Below are 16,414 nucleotides of genomic sequence, written 5' to 3'. Positions count from 1 at the left end.
GTGGTCAGCTCGCTTTCCGGCGCGTCGCGGTTGTTTTGCGAGGCTGAGTCGCCCGCTTTTTGGTCGCTGGCTTGCCGCCCTGTTCGGATAGCGCCGCGCTCTCGCGCAACGCCTCAAGCAGATTGACGACCTTGGCGTCGCGCCCCTTGCGCGGCGGGGCGATCGGCTCGCCCGCGAGCTTCGCCTTCACAAATTCGGCGAGCGCCTGCTCATAGCGGTCTTCGAACCTGGACGGATCGAAGGCTCCTCGCTTCGTGTCGATGATGTGCTTGGCGAGTTTTAGCATCTCGCCCTCGATCTTGATTTCGGGAATTTCGTCAAACGCCTCCTGTGCGGCCCACACCTCATAGTCAAAATTCAATGTGATCGCGAGCAGTCCGTCGCCATAGGCGCTGATCAGAACAGTGCGTGCGCGCCTGAAGAGCGTCGCTTTGGCGATCGCCGCGACTTTGTTCCTGCGTAGGCCTTCACGTATCAGCACGAAGAGGTCGCTTGCATCGCTTTGCGACGGAGAGAGATAGTAAGGCTTGTCGAAATAGACAGTGTCGATTTCGACCCAATCCAAGAAATTCTCGATCGTGAGGGCCTTGTCGCTCCGAGGACGCGCTTGCGCGATCTCTTCCTCTTCGAGAACGACATAATCGTTCTTGTCGACCTCATAGCCTTTCACTTGATCGGCGGGAGAAACCGGCGCGCCGGTCTCGCTGTCGATAAAGGTTCGGCTCAGGCGATGGCTGGTCGCTCGGTTGATCATATGGAAGGCGATCCGGTCGGATGTCGACGTCGCGGAATAGAGCGCGACCGGACAGGCGAGCTCGGCGAGCTTGAGAGAGCCCTTCCAATTCGCTCTCGGCGCCAACGCATACCTCTTACGCTTGCGGGGCCAATGACCACGGCTGTCGGATTACGATTCCGGCGCTCTTGTCCTGTCAAGCTTTTCCGCAAGTTTCGACGCGACCAGCACGCCAAGCGCGGCGCCGATGATCAAATGAAGATGAGGTCCGACCCGTTCGGCGACGGCCTTGGCGGCGACGGGCGCAAGCGACTCGACGGATTTGACCATGTCGCCATTCGACTTGAGCAATTGGTCGACGAAGGAAAGGACCGAACGGTTCTGCGCTTCAAGTTCCGCCGCCGCCGCTCGCGTTTCGAGAGCGCTGAACCGTGCCGCGGTCGCGATATGGACGATGACGGCGGCGATGAGAAATGCGCCGGCGATCACGAGATTTCCCGCGATCGCGCCCCAGATCGCCGTCGCGAAGGCATGGGCCGCGGCCGCGGCGAAGCCGAGTGCGAACACAACCAGGACGAAGACGATCGTGAAACGCGATGCGCCCCGCGTCGTCTTCTCGATGGTTTCGTCAACCCGGTGGAATATGGGATCCAGGAACATGATCACCGCCTGAAGATCAGCCGCGGCCCTTCCATATCGCGCCGACCACAAATCCGCCGGCGACGGCGAGCAGCAGCGCGGTGAGCGGCTGCTCCCGCACCGTATCCTCGACGGTCGCCTTGAATCCTTCGGTCGCTGTTTTGGTTTTCTCCACAATTTCGCGCGACTGCTGCGCCGCTGTCGCCAGCGCCGCGTCGGTCTTGTCGACGGTCTCGTCCACTTTGGCGCTCACGTCTTCCGCGAATGAGGCGGCCTTGGCGGCGGCGTTCGCTGACGCCTTGGCGATAGCATCCTGCGCCTCATGGACCCTATCGGTGACCTGCGATGTAACGCTCATGTCCTCTTCTCCGCTGCTGATGCCGCGCTGGTCGTATACTGAACTAGCGGATCGTTTGATTGTTCCTCTCGAAGCCACGCCTTCGCAGGAACAGCGGTCGCCGAGCGCCTTCCCGCTGGCGATGAGGAGGAGCGCGGCTAGAATCACGCCGATTGGCTCAGTGATCGGCAAGCGCCGGTTGCTACAGTCCGGGAAGGATGTCCTTCTCGTCGTCAGAGCGTTTCGCCTCACCGATTGATTTTTGAAATTCTCCAACAACGATTTGCGCCAATCCCGAGAGCGCGAGATCGGGCGATCGCGTGGCCATGCCGAGGGTCAATTTGGTTTTGCCCATCGCTTGATTGGCGTAGCCGCGCATCTGATCGGAGGCGCCGGACCGCGCCAAATGACCGAAGGCCTCCCACATCGAGTCCTTCACTTGCGCAACGCAATAACTGGAGCGCGTCAATTGCTCGCGATCGCTCACCGTCCCTTCCGGACGAGCCGGCGACGTTTCGCCGCGCGTGTCGTCCTGCTGATAGATCATGGGTTCGCCGTCATTAGACAATGCAACCATCGATTCCATTCTCCAAAAACTCACTTCGGCCTCACGCCAACGCCCGGCCTTCGGATAAAACCGATGGGAGAGCGCTTTGTTCCGAAAGGCGGTTTCCAAGCGTGTCTATCGCACTGGTCCCGCTTGGCGGCGGCGAAAGAACGATTCATGCAAAAATGCGGGATCGCAATTTAGCCGAACGGGTTTTCGACGCCCGGGGGCAAGGCGACGTCAAAGCTTTGGTTGATCGCCGAAAACATTTGGTAAAAGCCCGATAAAACGATGAGTTCGACAAGACCTTCGACGCCGAACGCCTTAATGGCTTCGTCCTGAACGCGCGGCGGAATGTTTTGCCAGGATAATGCCGAATCGAGCACTTGCATGACAAGATCATAGGGCGCAGTCGCTATGCCGCTTACATCCTCGCCCCGCTGCAGCGCGCCAATGAGCGTCGATGGAACGCCCGCCGCTTCGGCGTGCTGAATGTGATCGACCCATTCGAAGGCGGCGCCGGTGTGGCGCGCGACGAAGAGCACGACGAATTGATAGACGTCGCGCGGCAGATGGCCCTCGAACTTCAGGTAATAGCCGAGATTTTCGATCCGTTCGCAAAGTTGCGGATGGTTCATCAGCGCCGCGTAGGGGCCACCGAAACCTGCGCCTTGCGCTTTCCGCCGTTCGACCATGCGGTCGTAAAGCGCGCGATCGGCCGGCGACAGCGTTGAAGGATCGAAGGGCAACTGAGCCATCGGCGCTCTCTCACTCGTGGTAGGAATAGGCAGCAATGGCCTCGGCCCAATCTTTAACCGGCGTCGTGAAGGCCTTGTTGGCCTTGACGTCGATGAGGCAGGGGCCTTCGCCTTGCAGCGCTCTCTCGAATGCGCCGGCAAGATCGTCGGGAGACCGCACGGTTTCGGCGCGAGAACCCAAAGCTTGCGCGAATCCGGCCCAGTCATGGTCGGGCAAGCGCGTGAGTTCGTCGGGCGTAGGGCCTAGTCGATGCGCGCGCAGCCAGACATTGCCGAGCGCCGCATTGTTGATCACGACATAGGTCACCGGCAGCCGGTAGCGCGCCGCGGTGGCGATTTCCATGCCGCCCATGCGCATGCAGCCATCGCCAGTGATGACCGCGACGCGCCGGCGCGGTTGCGCGCATTGGACGCCGATCGCGGCGCCGATCGCCCAGCCCATCGGGCCGAGATTGGTGGCGGAAACGTAAGTTCTCGGTTCGTAGGATTCCCAATAATGCCCGGCGAAGGCGCGATGCGCGCCGGAGTCGACGACCAGAACGCCGTCGCGCGGAAAAACTTTTCTCAACTCGCTGACGACTCGCGCCGGATGAATCGGAACCGCGTCACTGTCGCAGTTTTCCGGATCCTGCAGACGGGGCTTCGACCGAATTTCTGTAACCCATTTCGCGCGCGCGGCGAGCGTCGGCTCAAGCGGCCCGCGCAGGCGATCGCTTTGATCGAGCAGATAACGCAGATAGGCGCCGCAACTTCCGACGACGCCGCCATCCTGCGCATGCGTCCCGATCGCTGCGGGAAGCAAATTCACGCAGATCGAAGCGTCGGGCTTCAGCTGCAGCGCCCAATGCATCGTGTCGCGCTCATTCAGTCCCGATCCCAAAATGATCAGCAAATCGAGCGACGGATCTGTCAACGCGGCGCGGGCGTGATGCGTTCCCGCATAGCCGAACACGCCAAGCGAAAGAGGATGGTCCTCCGGAAAAATGCCTTTGCCGCGCAGCGTCGTCGCGACGGGAATGCGCCACAGTTCGGCGAATTCCTTGAGCGCTGCGGCGGCGTCTGGATGTTCGACGCCCGCGCCGGCGAGAATCGCGACTTTTTCTGGCGGCTTGCCGTCGACGCCTCCCGAGAAATGTCGCAGCGACGAGTCGGCGGCCGCCATCGACAGCGCTTCATAGTCAGTCAGCGCCCGGTCGATCGGCGCATGGCTGACTGAAAGCTCCGCGGCGAGACAATCTCCGGGCAAGGAGAGATGCACCGGCGCGGTCGGTCGGGTGCGAAGCTGCAACAGCGCGTGCTGAAACAAATGCGGCATATTCCTTGGACTGTCGATCGACGAGGAGTAGCGCGTCAGCGGCTTCATAACGGTGACGTCGTCCAGCGTCTGTGGGCTCGCGTCTTGAAACACGCCTAAGCCCTCAAGCACGGTCGCCACTTCGCCGCTCAACAGAAGAAGCGGCGAGCCGTCGGTCTGCGCGGTCGCCACCGCGGTGACGGCGTTGGTCAGGCCAGGGCCGCCGATGCAGAGCGCGGCGCCGAAATTACCGCTCGCCCGCGCATAGCCGTCGGCCATATAGGCGGCGCCGCCCTCTTGCGCGGCGACGATCGGGGTGAGCGCCTTCTGCCTTCCCAAAGCCGGCAGAAAGGGGTCGACGAGCCCGCCGGGCACCATGAACAGATGGTCGAGCCCTTCGCTCGCCAGCGCTTCGAGGATGAAATCGACCCCTAGCGGCATTGAAGCTCCAGTTCAGGATTCGCTCGCCCGGCGCGGGCGGGCCAGTTTTTGATTGCGAAGCATAGTCGAGCGAAAGCTTCGCAATCAATCGAGATTTGCTTGACTGGCTGCGTGCGCCGCTTCGGGGGAGCTAATTCTTTACGTCGATGGCGCGCAGCTCTTCCGATGCGAGCGTCTCGGCTTCGTCTTTCAGCTCGACTCCGGTCAATTGGCGTCGGCGCGCCTCGTTACACAGATAAAGCAGCTTTCTGGTCGCATCGTCATAGGCGAGGCCTTGCGGGCGGATGTTCGACAGACAATTGCGCTCGGCGTCGGAGCGGCCGGTGCGCGGCGCGTAAGTGAGATAAACGCCCAGACTGTCCGGCGAGGAAAGTCCGGGCCGTTCACCGATCAGCACCGCCGCGAGTTTCGCGCCAAGCGCCTCGCCGATGTCGTCGCCAAGCGCCACGCGCCCCTGTTCGGCGAGCACGATCGGCGCCACTTTCCACGATGTTTGATTGAGAGATTGCAGCGCCTTTTCGAGCACCGGGATGGCATGCCGGCGAATCGCACGGGCGGAAAGTCCTTCGGCGATGATGAAGGCGATGTCGTAATCGCCCGCCAAAGATTTCAGCCGCTCGCGGGACTCCTCATCTAGTCTTCGACCAAGGTCCGGGCGCAGCAGGTAGCTGCGCCGATCACGCGCGGCGCTTTTCACGCGAACAGCAGCGAGTCCGCGCGCGGTCAGTTCGTCGAAGAGCGTTTCAATGTCGAGCCGTTCTTCGACGGCGTCTCGCGCCTCGGCATGCGCCAGTTGAAAGTCCAGAGTGGCGCGCGTCGTGAGCGCCGCCCCGGCGCGCGGCAGGAAAATTCGCGCCGGCGTCGCCGAACGTAGTTTCGAAATCATGTCGGCAGGCGCCGGGCGACGATCCGCCATTCTCACGCTCTTTCGAGAAGCGGCGCGAAGGACGCGGGCAGCGCCTGCGGCTGTAGTTCGCCGCGCGCGTCGCTCAGCCCGACCTCAGCGAGCCATTGTGCGAATTCCGGCGCCGGCGCCAGATTTAGCATGCGCCGCACGGCGAGCACGTCATGATAGGAAGTGCTCTGGTAATTCAGCATGACGTCATCCGCGCCAGGAACGCCCATGACATAATTGACGCCGGCGACGGCGAGCAGCGTCAGCAAATCGTCCATGTCGTTCTGGTCGGCTTCGGCATGATTGGTGTAGCAGACGTCGCAGCCCATCGGCAGTCCGAGCAGCTTGCCGCAGAAATGGTCTTCAAGCGCCGCCCGCGTGATCTGCTTGCCGTCGAAGAGATATTCCGGCCCGATAAATCCGACGACCGTATTGATCAGCAGCGGCTCGAACATGCGCGCGACGCCATAGGCGCGCGCCTCCAGCGTCTGCTGATCGCAATTCCAATGGGCGTTGGCCGAAAGCGCGCTGCCCTGACCAGTTTCGAAATACATCACATTGTCGCCGATCGTTCCTCGCCTTAAGGCAAGCGCCGCCTCGCGGGCTTCACGCAGCAGCGCGAGGTCGATCCCGAAGCTTGCATTGGCGGCTTGCGTGCCGGCGATCGATTGAAACACGAGATCGACCGGCGCCTGCCGGGCCATGAGCTGCAGCGCCGTGGTGACATGAGCGAGCACGCAGGACTGCGTCGGAATGTTGAGCGTCTCGCGCAATTCGTCGAGCAAGCGCAAGAGTTCATAGCACTGTTCCGGACTGTCGGAAGCCGGATTGACGCCTATGACGGCGTCGCCGTTGCCAAGCAGAAGCCCGTCGATGGCGCTGGCGAGAACGCCGCGCGCGTCATCGGTCGGATGGTTGGGCTGAATGCGTGACGACAATCGTCCGCGCAGACCGAGCGTATTTCGAAATCTGGTGACGACGCGGCGCTTCGCGGCGATCAGAATGAGGTCCTGGTTGCGGCAGATTTTGGAGACTGCCGCCGCCATTTCCGGCGCGAGTCCGAAGGTCAAAGCCGCGAGCGCTTCCTCATCGGCGGCGTCGGAGAGAAGCCAGTCGCGACATTCGCCGACGGTCTGCGACGCGATCGGCGCAAAGGCGGTTCGATCGTGACTGTCAATGATGAGGCGCGTGACCTCGTCTTCTTCATAGGGAATGAGCGCTTCGTTCAAGAATACGCTCAATGGGAGATCGGCGAGGGCCATTTGCGCCGCGACGCGCTCCGCCGCGCTGGTCGCGGCAATTCCGGCGAGGCAATCTCCCGAACGCAGCGGAGTCGCCTTCGCCATCAGCGTCTTAAGGTCTTGGAACCTATAGCTCGTTCCGCGAATCGTCGTCCCATACATGGCTCGACCTCGAACGACCGTTTCTCAGGCTAAGGCGCCGACGCGAACATGTCACCTTGTGCCGGCAAGGTTTTCCCCAGCGCCGTCTCGGCCCATGGCCTTTGCGCTCGACCTGCGTATACTCGCTGAGCCAAAGTTTGTTTCGTCCCGCCGGCGCCGATGTCATCCCTGACCGCAGACCCCGAAACTCTGATACGCGCGCTGCCGCTCTGGCGTGGGCCGATCGACATCGCGCCCCTGCTCGGGGGCATCACCAATAAGAACTATATCGTCACTGACGGCGACCGGCGCGTCGTCGTTCGCCTTGGCGGCGACATTCCGGTTCACGGCGTGATGCGCTTTAACGAATTGGCGGCGAGCAGGGCGGCGGGCGCGGCCGGCGTGTCGCCGAAGGTTCTTTGCGCCGCGCCGATGGCGATGGCGCTCGAATACATTCCCGGCCGCACCTTTGACGCGCAGGACGTGCGCCAAAACCGCAAACGCTGCGTCGATCTCGTCAAGCGCGTTCACCGTGAACTTGCGCGGCATTTGCGCGGACCGACGCTGGCGTTCAATGTCTTTCACGTCATTCGAGACTACGCCCACACGCTCGTCGAGGACCAAAGCCGGATATTGCCGCTGCTGCCGCCTCTGCTCGCGGCGAGCGAGGTCCTGGAAAAATCCGTCGGCCCGATCGATCTGGTTTTTGGCCACAACGATCTCCTCGCCGCCAATTTCATCGATGACGGGCGGCGTCTCTGGCTCGTCGATTGGGATTATGCGGGCTGGAACACGCCGCTGTTCGATCTTGGCGGGCTCTCGTCGAACAATGGCTTCGACGCCGTGGATGACGACGCCATGCTCGAGGAATATTTCGAAGCTGCGCCTACCGATGCGCTTCGACGCCGGTTCAAGGCGATGCTCTGCGCTTCGCTCTTGCGCGAAACATTGTGGAGTCTTGTCTCGGAAACCCGGTCCGAGATCGATTTCGACTATGTCGCTTATTCCGATCAAAACATGTCGCGCTTCGAGGACGCCTGGGCAGCGTTCCAGCTGATGGAAAAAGCATGACCGACCTTCCACAAAGCGCGCAGATCGTTGTTATCGGCGGGGGCATCGTCGGCTGTTCGGTCGCCTATCATCTCGCCAAGCGTGGCGTTGAGACGCTGCTCATCGAGCGTCATCAACTGACCTCTGGTTCGACATGGCATGCCGCCGGACTGATCGGACAGTTGCGGACCAACGCCAACATCACCAAGCTGCTCGGCTATTCGGTGGAGCTTTACAACCGGCTCGAAGAAGAGACCGGCTATGCGACCGGCTGGCGGCGAAATGGCGGGCTGCGCCTTGCCTGCAACGCCGATCGATGGATCGAAGTCAAACGGCAGGCCACGTCGGCGCGGAGCTTCGGTCTCGACATGCAGCTCCTCAGCGCCAAGGAGGCGCAGGCGCTCTGGCCGCTGATGAATGTCGATGATGTCGTCGGCGCCGCCTTCCTGCCGACCGACGGACAGGCGAATCCTTCAGACATCACGCAGGCGCTGGCGAAAGGCGCGCGGCTCGCCGGCGCAAAGCTGGTCGAAGGCGTCGCCGTCAAGGATTTCATCATCGAGAATGGGCGCGTGCGCGGCGTCGTCACCGATCGCGGCGCGGTCGCTTGCGAAAAGCTGGTGCTCTGCGCCGGTCTGTGGACCCAGCCGCTCGCCGCGCGCGCCGGCGTCGCCGTTCCGCTCTCCGCGGTTCACCATCAATATATCGTGACCGAAAAAATCGACGGCGTGACGAGCGATCTGCCGACTCTGCGCGATCCGGATCGGCTGACCTATTACAAGGAGGAGGTCGGCGGCCTCGTGATGGGCGGCTATGAGCCCAATCCGGTGCCGTGGTCGTCGGGCGTCGTTCCCGAGGATTTCGCCTTTCGGCTGTTGGAAGACGACTGGAACCATTTCGAGCCGATCATGGATCTGGCGCTCGGCCGCGTGCCGGCGCTCGCCGAGGCCGGCGTCAAGCAGATGATCAACGGCCTCGAAAGCTTCACGCCCGACGGCAATTGGATGATCGGCGAAGCGCCGGAGGTGCGCAATTTCTTCGTCGGCGCCGGCTTCAACGCCTTCGGCATTGCGTCAGCCGGCGGCGCCGGCATGGCGCTCGCGGAATGGGCGGCCGACGGCGAACAGCCCTTCGATCTCTGGCCTGTCGACGTAAGCCGGTTCGGCGCGCCGCATCGGGACCCGAACTGGGTGCGGGTGCGGACGCTCGAAGCCTATGCGCGCCATTACAGCATCGCCTGGCCCTTCGAAGAGTTTACGTCGGGCCGGCCGCTGCGGCGCTCGCCGCTCTATGACCGGCTCAAGGCGAAGGGCGCGTGCTTTGGCGAGAAGATGGGTTTTGAGCGACCCAATTGGTTCGCGGATTTAGCGGCCGGCGAAGCGCCGCAGGATCGCTATTCCTTCGGCAGGCCGGGCTGGTTCGACGCAGTCGGGCGCGAGCATCGCGCCTGCCGCGAGTCGGCGGCGCTCTTCGATCAGACGAGCTTCGCCAAGGCGCTCGTCGTCGGCAAGGACGCTGAAGCGGCGCTGTCCTGGATCGCCGCCAACAATGTCGCCAAACCGCCCGGCGCCGTCGCCTATACGCAATTGTTGAACGCCAAAGGCGGCATCGAATGCGATCTGACGATCGCGCGCCTGGCCAGCGACCGTTACTATGTGGTGACGGGCACGGCCTTCGGCACGCATGACTTCGATTGGATCAGGCGATCGATTCCTCAAGGATTGGACGCGACCCTCATCGACGTAACGTCGGCGAATTCGGCGCTGGCGTTGATGGGACCGCGCGCGCGCGACATCCTGCGATCCTGCTGCGACGATGATTTCTCGAACGCCGCCTTTCCTTTCATGACCGCCCGCGAAATCCGTTTCGCCGGCGCGCCGGTTCTGGCGATCCGCGTTACTTATGTCGGCGAGCTCGGCTGGGAGCTTCACATCCCCGTCGATTTCGCGGTTTCGGTCTATGACGCGCTTATCGAAGCAGGCGCGCCCTTGGGACTGGTCGACGCCGGTTACAGGGCGATTGAATCGCTGCGTCTGGAAAAGGGCTACCGCGCCTGGAGCGCCGACATCGGTCCCGATCATACGCCGCTGATGGCGGGCCTCGGCTTCGCCGTCAAAATGAAATCCGGCGCGCCTTTTCAGGGGAGAGAAGCGCTGGTTGAATCGGCCGCCGCGCCATTGCCGCGGCTTCTCGCCGGCTTCGCCATCGACGATCCCGACATCACGCTGCTCGGACGCGAAACCATCTATCGCAATGGCGCGCGCGTCGGCTGGCTGTCGAGCGGCGGCTATGGCTATTCGATCGGCAAGTCGATTGGCTATGGTTACGTTCGCTGCCCCGACGGCGTCGATCCGACATTCGTTCTATCGGGCGAGTATCAACTCGAAATTGCCGGCGAGCGCCGACCGGCGATCGTCTCGCTGTCGCCGTTCTATGATCCGAAAGGCGAACGCATTCGCGCTTGACCGCCGTTTCTATGCTTCGAGCCGCTGGCCGGCGCCTGACGCCGCCCCGCCGACATCGCGCGGGGCGTCGAACGTCGCGAGCGTTTCCTCGACCGCGTCGAGCGCAAGATCGAGGTCGTCTTGAGAAATGACGAAGGGCGGCGCCAGCCGAACGACCGTGTGATGCGTGGCGGTCGTCAGCACGCCTTTGTCGATCAGGCTCTCGCAAACCTCTCGCGCGCTTGCGTAGCGCGGGTCCAGGTCCACGCCCGCCCATAGGCCGCGCCCGCGAATCTCCTTGATCGCCGGCAGGCGCATCGCGTCCAGCCGTTGCAGCATTCTCGCGCCGAGCGCCTGACTGCGCTCGACCAGCCGCTCGTCGCGAATGACGCGCAGCGCTTCGAGTCCGACGGCGGCGGCGAGCGTGTTGCCGCCGAAAGTCGATCCATGCGAGCCGGGCGTGAAGACGTCCATCACTTCACGCTTCGCGACGAAGGCTGAAACCGGCAGCACGCCGCCGCCGAGCGCTTTTCCGAGCGTGACGCCGTCGGGGACGACCTTCTCATGTTCGTAGGCGAACCACGTTCCGCTCCGTCCCAGCCCGGATTGAACCTCATCGAGCAGCAGCAGGACGCCGCGTGCATCGCATAATCGGCGCAGCTCTGCGAGCCAGCCGTCGGGCGGCACGATGACGCCTGCTTCGCCCTGGATCGGTTCGACGAGAATGGCGGCTGTGTTGGGCGTGACGGCGGCTTCGAAGGCCGCGAGATCGCCAAACCGCGCCGAGCGAAAACCTGGCATGAACGGCCCGAATCCGTCGCGATATTCGTCCTCCGACGAGAAACTGATGATCGTCGTGGTGCGGCCGTGAAAATTGCCGTCCGCGACGACGATTTCCGGATTGGCGATCCCTTTGACGCGATGGCCCCAGCGGCGCGCCGCCTTGATCGCCGTCTCGACCGCCTCGGCTCCGCTATTCATCGGCAGGGCGGCGTCGAGCCCGGTGACTTTGCACAATTCTTCGAGAAAAGGGCCGAGCCTGTCATCGCAAAAAGCGCGGGACGGCACGGCCAAACGCTGGGCCTGTTCGGCAAGCTTGGCGAGGATACGCGGATGAGCGTGACCAAGGCTAACCGCCGAATAGGCGCTCATCATGTCGATATGGCGCCGGCCTTCCACATCCCACAAATAAGCTCCTTCTCCGCGCGTGAGCCTGACCGGCAGCGGATCGTAGTTCGTGGCGATGTGCTTGTTCCTGAACGTCGAGCTACCCTTACCCGAAAGCTTTTGCGCCTGTCGGCGCCAGAGGGAGGCGTGCGGACATTTGCGCCTTTCATGCTTAGATAGGAAGGAGCGACAGAAGGCGCCAGCCGCGCGAGCATGGCGATTATCGGGGAATTAAGATGGAGCCGCGCGTTCCGCATGCCGGCGTTGCCGCTGAAACTGCGGCCCTGCTGCAAAAATTCGGGGTGGACTCTCGCAAGTTCGCGCGTGGGTCGCTGGCCGTTCGTTCGCCGATCAGCGGCGAGATCATTGCGCATGTCGAGAGCGCCGATTCGACGGTCGCGCAGCAGACGATCGCGCGCGCCGAGGCCGCGTTTCGCGCTTGGCGCAATGTCCCGGCGCCGCGTCGCGGCGAATTCGTACGCCTGCTTGGCGAAGAGCTGCGCGCGGCCAAGGCCGAGTTGGCGCGCCTCGTCACGATCGAGGCCGGCAAGATCACGACTGAGGGTCTCGGCGAAGTTCAGGAGATGATCGACATCTGCGATTTCGCCGTCGGCCTCTCGCGGCAACTGCACGGATTGACCATCGCTACCGAACGCCGCGGCCATCGCATGATGGAGACCTGGCATCCGCTCGGCGTCGCCGGCGTGATCACCAGCTTCAACTTTCCTGTCGCCGTCTGGGCCTGGAACGCGGCGCTGGCTCTCGTCTGCGGGAATGCGGTGGTTTGGAAGCCGTCGGAAAAAACTCCGCTTGTCGCGCTCGCGATGCAGGCGCTGGTCGAGCGCGCCGCCGCGCGTTTCGGCGATGCGCCGGATGGGCTGTGCAGCCCGCTTATTGGCGGGCGCGAGATCGGCGAGGCGCTGGTCGAAGATTCGCGGGTTCGGCTCGTTTCCGCGACGGGTTCGACGGCCATGGGCCGCGCCGTCGCGCCGCGTCTTGCGCGTCGCTTTGCGCGATCGATTCTGGAGCTTGGCGGCAACAACGCCGCGATCCTTTGCGCCTCCGCGCCACTCGATCTTGCCGTGCGGGCGATCGCCTTCGCGGCGATGGGCACGGCGGGCCAGCGCTGCACGAGTTTGCGCCGCCTGATCGCGCATGAAGACATTCATGAGGAGCTTCTTGGCCGATTGCGGCGCGCCTATGCGTCAGTTCCGGTCGGCAATCCCCGCGACGGCGCTTCGCTTATCGGACCGCTCATCGACGAGCGCGCCTATGCGACGATGCGCGCCGCGCTCGACGAAGCGCGCGGCGCGGGGGGCGTCGTTTTCGGCGGCGAACGCATGCTTGCTGAAAAATATCCCGAAGCCTTTTACGTGCGCCCGGCGCTCGTCGAGATGCCGGACCAGGCGGAGGTCGTGCGGCGGGAGACATTCGCGCCCATCCTCTATCTGATGAAGTTTCGCAGCCTCGATGAGGCGATCCGGTTGAACAATGATGTCGCACATGGGTTGGCGTCGTCGATCTTCACGGCGCGCCTCGATGAAGCCGAACGATTCATGGCCGCCGACGGATCGGATTGCGGCATCGCCAATGTGAACATCGGGCCTTCCGGCGCCGAAATCGGCGGGGCGTTCGGCGGCGAAAAGGACACCGGCGGCGGCCGCGAAGCGGGGTCGGACTGCTGGAAGTCCTATATGCGCCGCGCCACCAACACGATCAATTATTCCGGCGAACTGCCTCTGGCGCAGGGAGTCAAATTCGATCTGGAGGCATAATCGGCGCCGGCTTGTTTGCAGCCATGCGAGCCTCCAGGCTTACATGGCGTCCGCCGTCGCGCCCGTGGTTTTGCGACGCCGACGACTTAAATGACGAGATGCAAACCTCGATCAGTCAGGGGCTGCGATGAACCAGTCTTCTGCTTCCGCCGACGCCCTTCGGGCGATATTCGCCTCGGCGATTTCGAACATGTATCAGGCCGAGGCGCCACAGTATCGCGCCATGAAAGCTCTTGTGGCTGAGACGAATCGGCAGTGCTTGGCCGATGACCTGCAACTGAAGCGGCGCCTTCTAGAGAGCGGCGAGCTTGAACGACTCGACGTCGAGCGCCATGGCGCCATTCGCATCGGGACCGCCGAAGAGCTCGCGACATTGCGCCGGCTCTTCGCGATCATGGGCATGGCGCCGGTCGGCTATTACGATCTGTCGGTCGCCGGACTTCCGGTACATTCGACCGCCTTCCGGCCGATCGGCGAAAGCGCTCTGCGTGCGAGCCCGTTTCGAATCTTTTGCTCGCTTCTTAGACCTGATCTCATCGCCGATGCGCAGGCGCGCGAGATCGCAGAAAAAATTCTCGCGCAGCGCGACATATTCACGCCGCGCTGCCGGATGCTGATCGATCTCCACGAAACGCGCGGCTTCGATGACGAAGAGGCGCGGGAATTTATCACTGAAGCGACAAAAATATTCCGTTGGAACGGGAAGGCGACGGTCTCGTCCGACGTCTATCGCAGGCTCTATTCGACGCATCCGCTACTTGCCGACATTGTTTGCTTCAAAGGGCCGCATATCAATCATCTCACTTTGCACGCGCTCGATATTGACGCCGCGCATGCTGCGATGATGGAGCAGCACGGCATGAATCCGAAGGCGATCATCGAAGGCCCGCCGCGTCGCTCTTGCCCGATCCTGCTGCGCCAAACGAGCTTCAAGGCGAATCCTGAGCCTATCGAGTTCATCGAGGAGGATGGCCGGCGCACAAGCGGCGCCCATGCCGCCCGCTTCGGCGAGATCGAGCAAAGAGGCGCCGCGCTGACCGCGAAAGGACGCGCGCTTTACGACCGGCTCCTCGCCGAGACTCAGGCCGAGGCTCCGCTCGCGACGGATGGCGGAAATGCGCTTGCCTATCATTCGGCGCTGACCCGACGCTTCGCGGCGTTTCCCGACGATGATGAGGCGCTTCGACGCGAGAAGCTCGCCTACTTCCGCTATTCTCCCGATGCGAAAGCGCGGGCAGGGGAGTTGGCGTCTCGTCCTTCGGTGGACGATCTCCTTCGGATCGGAGCCCTGCGCGTGGAACCGATCCTTTACGAAGATTTTCTCCCCGTCAGCGCCGCCGGCATCTTTCGCTCGAATCTCGGCGATCAGCGCGCGGAAGAGTTCACCGAGCGCGCCGACCGGCGCGCCTTCGAGAAGGCGCTCGGCGCGCCGATCCTTAATGAACTCACGCTCTATGAAGATGAGGAAACGCGCTCCCTGTCGGCAAGCCTAAAGGCGCTTGGCCTCGATAGCGTCGCCGCTCTTCAAGTTTGAACAGGCGCAGTCGGCCGGCTTTGGCGCGGCGGAGAGGGAATGACGATGGACAGCGCGCGCTACCACAAGGCCAGCATCGGCAACCGTCTGCTTCAACCGGAAACGCTGATGCTGAGCTATGGCTACGACCCGGCGCTGTCTGAAGGGGCGGTCAAGCCGCCGGTGTTTCTGACGTCGACCTTCGTGTTTCGAACGGCGGAAGATGGGCGTGACTTTTTTGATTACATGTCCGGCCGTCGTACGCCGCCGGAAGGCGAAGAGACCGGCCTCGTCTATTCGCGCTTCAATCATCCCAATCTCGAAATTGTCGAGGATCGTCTGGCGGTCTACGAACATGCCGAGTGCGGTCTCGTTTTTTCCTCCGGCATGTCGGCGATCGTCACGACGATACTTTCGTTTGCGCGGCCCGGAGAAACGATCCTGCGCAGCCGGCCGCTGTATGGCGGCACCGAAGTTCTCATCGACAAAACCCTGGCGCCGTTCGGATTGACCGGCGTCGGCTTCACTGACGGACTTGACGAGGAGAACATCCGCGCCGCCGCCGTCCGCGCGATGGACGTCGGGCGCATCGCGATGATTTTCATCGAGACGCCGTCCAATCCGATGAACAGCCTCGTCGACATCGCGCTCGTGCGGCGCATCGCAGAGGACATTGCGGGCAAGCAAGGCGCGCGCCCGGTTATTTGCTGCGACAATACGCTGCTCGGCCCGGTATTTCAGTCGCCGCTGCGGCACGGCGCGGATCTCTCGCTCTATTCGCTGACCAAATATGTCGGCGGACACAGCGATCTCATCGGCGGCGCCGTCGTCGGCGATTGCGCGCATCTTAAGGTCATTCGCGCAATGCGCAGCGCGATCGGCACGCAGCTCGACGCGCATTCCTGCTGGATGCTCGGCCGGTCTCTCGAAACGCTGTCCTTGCGCATGAACCGGGCCGCCGAGAACGCCGCGATCGTCGCAAGATTTCTGTCGGGCCATCCCAAAGTGGCCAGCGTTCACTATCCGCCGCTGCTGCCGCCCGACCACCCCCAGCGCATGCTGATGGAGCGCCAGTCCACATCCGCCGGCTCGACCTTCTCATTCGAGGTCGTGGGCGGGCAGGCGGAGGCCTTCGCCTTTCTCAATCGACTCCAGATTTTCAAGCTCGCCGTGAGCTTGGGCGGCTCGGAATCGTTGATCTGCCACCCGACGACCACGGTGCATTCGGGACTGACCGAGGAAGCCCGGCGGGAAATCGGCATCACGCCTTCGCTCATTCGCGCTTCGATCGGCATCGAGCATCCGGACGACCTCATTGCCGATCTCGCCCTAGCTTTTGGCTGAAATGCTCAAGTCTAAGGCGCCTGAAGAAAAAAGGATGCCGCAAGCTTCGCGCCGGGGACTGTTAAATGCGGGGACGCCGACATATTTAATTAGTA

At 62.8% G+C, this 16,414-nt stretch carries 14 protein-coding genes; 5 read left to right on the top strand and 9 right to left on the bottom strand.

Annotated features, from left to right (window positions below; genetic code table 11):
* Positions 1-4: 4 nt before the first annotated feature.
* The 8 genes from AB7I51_RS06495 to AB7I51_RS06460 form a co-directional block, all read right to left on the bottom strand.
* Positions 5-859, bottom strand: a complete 855-nt coding sequence (locus AB7I51_RS06495; RefSeq protein ID WP_428403496.1) for a Ku protein — start codon at positions 857-859, stop codon at positions 5-7.
* 45 nt (positions 860-904) lie between these two features.
* Positions 905-1,393: a hypothetical protein gene (locus tag AB7I51_RS06490; RefSeq protein ID WP_428403497.1), complete on the bottom strand. Its 489-nt coding sequence runs from the start codon at positions 1,391-1,393 to the stop codon at positions 905-907.
* Between the two features lie 16 nt (positions 1,394-1,409).
* Positions 1,410-1,730 (bottom strand): hypothetical protein, encoded by a 321-nt coding sequence (locus tag AB7I51_RS06485; protein ID WP_428403498.1) that lies wholly within the window; start codon positions 1,728-1,730, stop codon positions 1,410-1,412.
* Positions 1,731-1,911: 181 nt separating this feature from the next.
* Positions 1,912-2,286, bottom strand: a complete 375-nt coding sequence (locus tag AB7I51_RS06480) for a hypothetical protein (RefSeq protein WP_428403499.1) — start codon at positions 2,284-2,286, stop codon at positions 1,912-1,914.
* 170 nt (positions 2,287-2,456) lie between these two features.
* Positions 2,457-3,014 carry a carboxymuconolactone decarboxylase family protein gene (locus AB7I51_RS06475; protein ID WP_428403500.1) on the bottom strand — a complete coding sequence of 186 codons (558 nt, stop codon included), beginning with the start codon at positions 3,012-3,014 and terminating at the stop codon, positions 2,457-2,459.
* A 10-nt stretch (positions 3,015-3,024) separates the two neighbouring features.
* Complete coding sequence (locus AB7I51_RS06470; protein WP_428403501.1) at positions 3,025-4,749, bottom strand: thiamine pyrophosphate-binding protein; 1,725 nt, start codon at positions 4,747-4,749, stop codon at positions 3,025-3,027.
* Between the two features lie 130 nt (positions 4,750-4,879).
* Positions 4,880-5,665, bottom strand: a complete 786-nt coding sequence (gene eutC, locus AB7I51_RS06465; RefSeq protein WP_428403502.1) for an ethanolamine ammonia-lyase subunit EutC — start codon at positions 5,663-5,665, stop codon at positions 4,880-4,882.
* A 2-nt stretch (positions 5,666-5,667) separates the two neighbouring features.
* Complete coding sequence (locus AB7I51_RS06460; protein ID WP_428403503.1) at positions 5,668-7,047, bottom strand: ethanolamine ammonia-lyase subunit EutB; 1,380 nt, start codon at positions 7,045-7,047, stop codon at positions 5,668-5,670.
* A 159-nt stretch (positions 7,048-7,206) separates the two neighbouring features.
* Between AB7I51_RS06460 and AB7I51_RS06455 the strand changes: the two genes are divergently transcribed.
* A complete protein-coding gene (locus AB7I51_RS06455) occupies positions 7,207-8,097 on the top strand; it encodes a phosphotransferase (protein WP_428403504.1) in 891 nt (296 codons plus the stop codon).
* Positions 8,094-10,541: a GcvT family protein gene (locus AB7I51_RS06450; RefSeq protein WP_428403505.1), complete on the top strand. Its 2,448-nt coding sequence runs from the start codon at positions 8,094-8,096 to the stop codon at positions 10,539-10,541. Before AB7I51_RS06455 ends, AB7I51_RS06450 begins: the two co-directional genes overlap by 4 nt.
* Before the next feature lie 9 nt (positions 10,542-10,550).
* Here the strand turns inward: AB7I51_RS06450 and rocD are convergent, their stop codons facing one another.
* On the bottom strand, positions 10,551-11,765 hold the full coding sequence (gene rocD / locus AB7I51_RS06445) for an ornithine--oxo-acid transaminase (protein WP_428403538.1): 1,215 nt from the start codon (positions 11,763-11,765) through the stop codon (positions 10,551-10,553).
* A 158-nt stretch (positions 11,766-11,923) separates the two neighbouring features.
* Between rocD and amaB the strand changes: the two genes are divergently transcribed.
* The 3 genes from amaB to AB7I51_RS06430 all read left to right on the top strand — a co-directional run bounded on the left by amaB (position 11,924) and on the right by AB7I51_RS06430 (position 16,319).
* Positions 11,924-13,462, top strand: a complete 1,539-nt coding sequence (gene amaB, locus AB7I51_RS06440) for an L-piperidine-6-carboxylate dehydrogenase (protein ID WP_428403506.1) — start codon at positions 11,924-11,926, stop codon at positions 13,460-13,462.
* A gap of 127 nt (positions 13,463-13,589) precedes the next feature.
* Positions 13,590-14,996 carry a 2-oxoadipate dioxygenase/decarboxylase HglS gene (gene hglS, locus AB7I51_RS06435; RefSeq protein ID WP_428403507.1) on the top strand — a complete coding sequence of 469 codons (1,407 nt, stop codon included), beginning with the start codon at positions 13,590-13,592 and terminating at the stop codon, positions 14,994-14,996.
* A gap of 45 nt (positions 14,997-15,041) precedes the next feature.
* A complete protein-coding gene (locus AB7I51_RS06430) occupies positions 15,042-16,319 on the top strand; it encodes a cystathionine gamma-synthase family protein (RefSeq protein WP_428403539.1) in 1,278 nt (425 codons plus the stop codon).
* Positions 16,320-16,414 lie beyond the last annotated feature (95 nt).

The sequence above is a fragment of the Methylocystis sp. genome (genome assembly GCF_050246715.1).
Taxonomy (GTDB): domain Bacteria; phylum Pseudomonadota; class Alphaproteobacteria; order Rhizobiales; family Beijerinckiaceae; genus Methylocystis.
The sequence above is the reverse complement of the archived record's forward strand: the minus strand, read 5'-3'. Positions and strand labels throughout refer to the sequence as shown.

Coding starts and splice junctions, on each gene's coding strand:
- AB7I51_RS06490 (WP_428403497.1), bottom strand. CDS start 1,393: ATGTTCCTGGATCCCATATTCCACCGGGTTGACGAAACCATCGAGAAG.
- AB7I51_RS06485 (WP_428403498.1), bottom strand. CDS start 1,730: ATGAGCGTTACATCGCAGGTCACCGATAGGGTCCATGAGGCGCAGGAT.
- AB7I51_RS06480 (WP_428403499.1), bottom strand. CDS start 2,286: ATGGTTGCATTGTCTAATGACGGCGAACCCATGATCTATCAGCAGGAC.
- AB7I51_RS06475 (WP_428403500.1), bottom strand. CDS start 3,014: ATGGCTCAGTTGCCCTTCGATCCTTCAACGCTGTCGCCGGCCGATCGC.
- AB7I51_RS06470 (WP_428403501.1), bottom strand. CDS start 4,749: ATGCCGCTAGGGGTCGATTTCATCCTCGAAGCGCTGGCGAGCGAAGGG.
- eutC (WP_428403502.1), bottom strand. CDS start 5,665: ATGGCGGATCGTCGCCCGGCGCCTGCCGACATGATTTCGAAACTACGT.
- AB7I51_RS06460 (WP_428403503.1), bottom strand. CDS start 7,047: ATGTATGGGACGACGATTCGCGGAACGAGCTATAGGTTCCAAGACCTT.
- AB7I51_RS06455 (WP_428403504.1), top strand. CDS start 7,207: ATGTCATCCCTGACCGCAGACCCCGAAACTCTGATACGCGCGCTGCCG.
- AB7I51_RS06450 (WP_428403505.1), top strand. CDS start 8,094: ATGACCGACCTTCCACAAAGCGCGCAGATCGTTGTTATCGGCGGGGGC.
- amaB (WP_428403506.1), top strand. CDS start 11,924: ATGGAGCCGCGCGTTCCGCATGCCGGCGTTGCCGCTGAAACTGCGGCC.
- hglS (WP_428403507.1), top strand. CDS start 13,590: ATGAACCAGTCTTCTGCTTCCGCCGACGCCCTTCGGGCGATATTCGCC.
- AB7I51_RS06430 (WP_428403539.1), top strand. CDS start 15,042: ATGGACAGCGCGCGCTACCACAAGGCCAGCATCGGCAACCGTCTGCTT.